Origin of the sequence: Streptosporangium pseudovulgare, assembly GCF_014648055.1 — a bacterium.
In the GTDB taxonomy this organism is placed as follows: domain Bacteria; phylum Actinomycetota; class Actinomycetes; order Streptosporangiales; family Streptosporangiaceae; genus Streptosporangium; species Streptosporangium pseudovulgare.
In genome coordinates this window covers 1-3,358 of sequence record NZ_BMQJ01000051.1, presented here as the reverse complement: position 1 = coordinate 3,358, position 3,358 = coordinate 1, and the positions used below count along the sequence as shown (strand labels likewise).

Annotated in this window: 2 protein-coding genes; one reads left to right on the top strand and one right to left on the bottom strand. The window is 70.4% G+C overall.

What is annotated here, in order from left to right; all coding sequences use genetic code 11:
- On the bottom strand, positions 1–1,806 hold a 1,806-nt coding region (locus tag IEZ10_RS38350), incomplete at its 3' end, for a family 10 glycosylhydrolase (RefSeq protein ID WP_229812101.1).
- Between the two features lie 370 nt (positions 1,807–2,176).
- Here IEZ10_RS38350 and IEZ10_RS38345 point away from each other — a divergent pair.
- On the top strand, positions 2,177–3,358 hold a 1,182-nt coding region (locus IEZ10_RS38345; protein WP_229812100.1), incomplete at its 3' end, for an N-acetylmuramoyl-L-alanine amidase.

Genomic DNA, 3,358 nt, shown 5'->3' with positions numbered 1-3,358 from the left:
GTAGCTTCCGGCGCTGGGGATGCTCGCCTGGTACCAGGCCACGTCGCTGGAGGAGACGGGGTTGGCGAACCGGTAGTCGGCGCCGTACCGCTGGCCGGAGTAGGTGGAGGTGCCCCAGTTGGAACCCGCGGTGAACCCGGAGCCGGCGTTGTCGACGATCACGCTGAACTGGCCGGACCCGCTGCCGGTGACCACCTTGCCCGCGCTGGGCCCGCTCTCGGCGTGCAGGCGGTCCAGGGCGGTCACGTAGTAGGTGTAGGCGGAACCGGCCGCCGCGCCGGCGTCGGTGAAGGACGTCCCGCGGGTGGTGCCGACCAGGTTGCGGGCGTCGGCGAAGAAGCACGGGTCGGCCGCGTTCTGGGAGCCGTCCACCCGGTAGACCGCGTACGAGACCGGGGTGCCGGTGCCGCCGCGCTGCCACGACAGCGCCACCCCGCCGGTCCCCCGGGTCGCCGAGGTGATCGAGGGACTGGCCGGCGCGACGCCGGCGCCGTACGCGGGCACCAGGGCGGGCTTCGAGTAGTGGGCGGACACCAGCGTGGAGACGGCGCCGATCCGGTCCGCCCTGACGTCCTTGGCACTGAAGAAGACGTCACCGAGCACCTCGGGGTGCTGGCGGTTGTAGGTGAGGTGGTCGCTGAGCTCCCCGGGCCGCTGCCAGGCCGCGCTCTCGCCGGACGCCCCGGCCCGGTAGGCGGCCTGGCCGACGAACAGCTGGACGCCGGTGCCCCGGACCGTGCCGGCCCACCAGGCGGTGAGCGTCTTGTAGTCGGCCACGTTGTAGCCGATGTTCCAGTAGATCTGCGGCGCGATGTAGTCGACCCAGCCCTGCTTCACCCACAGCCGGGTGTCGGCGTAGATGGCGTCGTAGGACTGCATGCCGGAGGTCTGCGAGCCCAGCGGGTCGGTCGAGGCGTTGCGCCAGATGCCGAACGGGCTGATGCCGAACTTCACCCACGACTTGGCCGCGTGGATCCGCTGGTCCAGCTCCTTGACCAGGAGGTTGACGTTGTCGCGGCGCCAGTCGGCGATGTCGGCGAAGCCGCCGCCGTACTGGGCGTAGGCGGCCGCGTCGGGGATCGTCTCACCGCTGGCCGGATAGGGGTAGAAGTAGTCGTCGAGGTGCACGCCGTCGATGTCGTACCTGGTGACGGCGTCCATGACGGCGTCCTCGATGAAGTCGCGGACCACCGGGATCCCCGGGTTGTAGTAGAGCTTGCCGCCGTAGGCGAACCTCCAGTCGGGGTGCTGGCGGGCCGGGTGGGTGGACACCAGGCGGGTGGGGTCGGCGTGGTTGGCGATCCGGTACGGGTTGAACCACGCGTGGAACTCCAGGTTCCGGGCGTGCGCCTCGCCGACCATGAACGCCAGGGGGTCGTAGCCGGGGTTTCCGCCCTGGGTTCCGGTCAGCCACTGCGACCAGGGCTCGTACGGCGAGGGCCAGAACGCGTCGGCCGTCGGCCGGATCTGCACGACGACGGCGTTCATGTGCTTCTGCACCGCGAGGTCCAGCCAGGCGCGGAACTCGGCCTGCTGCGCCGAGGCGCTCAGGCCGGTCCGGCTCGGCCAGTCGATGTTGGCGACGCTGGCCACCCACATCGCGCGGAGCTGGCGTTTGGGGGTCGCGGGGTCGGTGGCGCAGGCGGCGAGGGCGGTGGCCGCGTGTGCCGTCCGCGGCGCGGTCACGGCGGCGGTGGCGGCGGTCGTGGGGGTGAAGGCGAAGGTCAGGGCGAGGGAGAGGGTCGTCGCGGCAATGCGGCCGAAGGCGGCGAGCCGCCGCTTGCGGCCCGCTCGAGGCGTCGTCACAGAAAAGAAGTTTCAGACCAATCACCTGAAAGCGCAATAGTCTTCATCGCCTCCTGCGGAGCCGGAGGCGGGCGGGACGAAGCCAGGGATTTTGGAACGCGCCAGAAGAAAGATGTCCGGATCGGGGCGGACCGAACAGTCGATGAAGACGGAAATCTTCTTCTAACTCGCCAGTAATGTCAATTATCGACATTTGTCAGATAAAGGCCGTACTGTGCAGCCGTTGGCACCCCCCGATCAAGGAGCGACCATGACGCTCACCCGTGCCCGGTCAGCAGCCACAGCCGCCGGCTTACTCTCCGCCCTCCTGATCTTCGGAGGTCATCCGGCATCCGCCGCCCCGACCACCCCGGCCGCGTCCGAGGGGCCCATGGCCGCCGCGTTCGCCCGCGCCGCCGCCACCTACGACGTCCCGCGCGACCTGCTCGTCGCGCTCGCCTACTCCGAGACCCACCTCGACGGGCACGGCGGCGCGCCAAGCGCGAGCGGCGGCTACGGCGTGATGCACCTGGTCAGCAACCCCGCCGCGCACAGCCTGGAGAAGGCCGCCCAGATCACCGGCCAGCCGGCCAGGACGCTGCGCAGGGACGACACCGCCAACATCCTCGGCGGCGCCGCGGTGCTGCGGTCCTACGCCGACGAGATCGGCCTCGACGCCGCCGCCCGCAAGGACGCCGGCCGCTGGTACGGCGCCGTCGCCAAGTACGGCAACGCCTCCACCCCCGAGGTCGCCCGGCTGTACGCCGACACCGTCTACAACTTCCTCGGCACCGGCATCGACACGCCCAAGGTCAAGGTCGCCCCGCAGGAGGTCACCGCCGACCGCGGCGAGTACGCCAAGGCCGCCGACCTCAACGCGCCGGCCAACACGCTGGCCGCCAGCGCCGACTACCCGCCCGCGTCCTGGGTGGCCGCCAGCTCCAGCAACTACACCGCCTCCAGCCGCCCGTCGAGCTACGCCATCGACCGGGTCGTCATCCACGTGACCCAGGGCTCCTACGCCGGCTCGATCTCGTGGTTCCAGAACCCCAGCGCCCAGGTCTCGGCGCACTACGTGGTCCGTTCCTCCGACGGCGCCGTCACCCAGATGGTCCGCGAGAAGGACGTCGCCTGGCACGCCGGGAACTGGACCTACAACACCCGGTCCGTCGGCATCGAGCACGAGGGCTACGTCAACGACGCCTCCTGGTTCACCGACGCGATGTACCGCTCCTCGGCCGCACTGACCCGCGCCATCTGCGACAAGTACGGCATCCCCAAGGACCGCTCCCACATCATCGGGCACAACGAGGTGCCCGGCGCCACGCACACCGACCCCGGCACGTACTGGAACTGGACCAAGTACATGCAGTACGTGACCGGCAGCGGCGGCGGCACCCCGTGGTCGGCCACCGTGGACAACACCACCGCCGGGAAGTTCACCGCCAGCGCCAACTGGGGCACCTCCGCCTACTCCGGCCAGCGGTACGGCGCCGACTACCGGTTCGCCAACCCCGTCTCCTCCAGCGACGTGGCCTGGTACCAGGCGAGCATCCCCAGCGCCGGAAGCTAC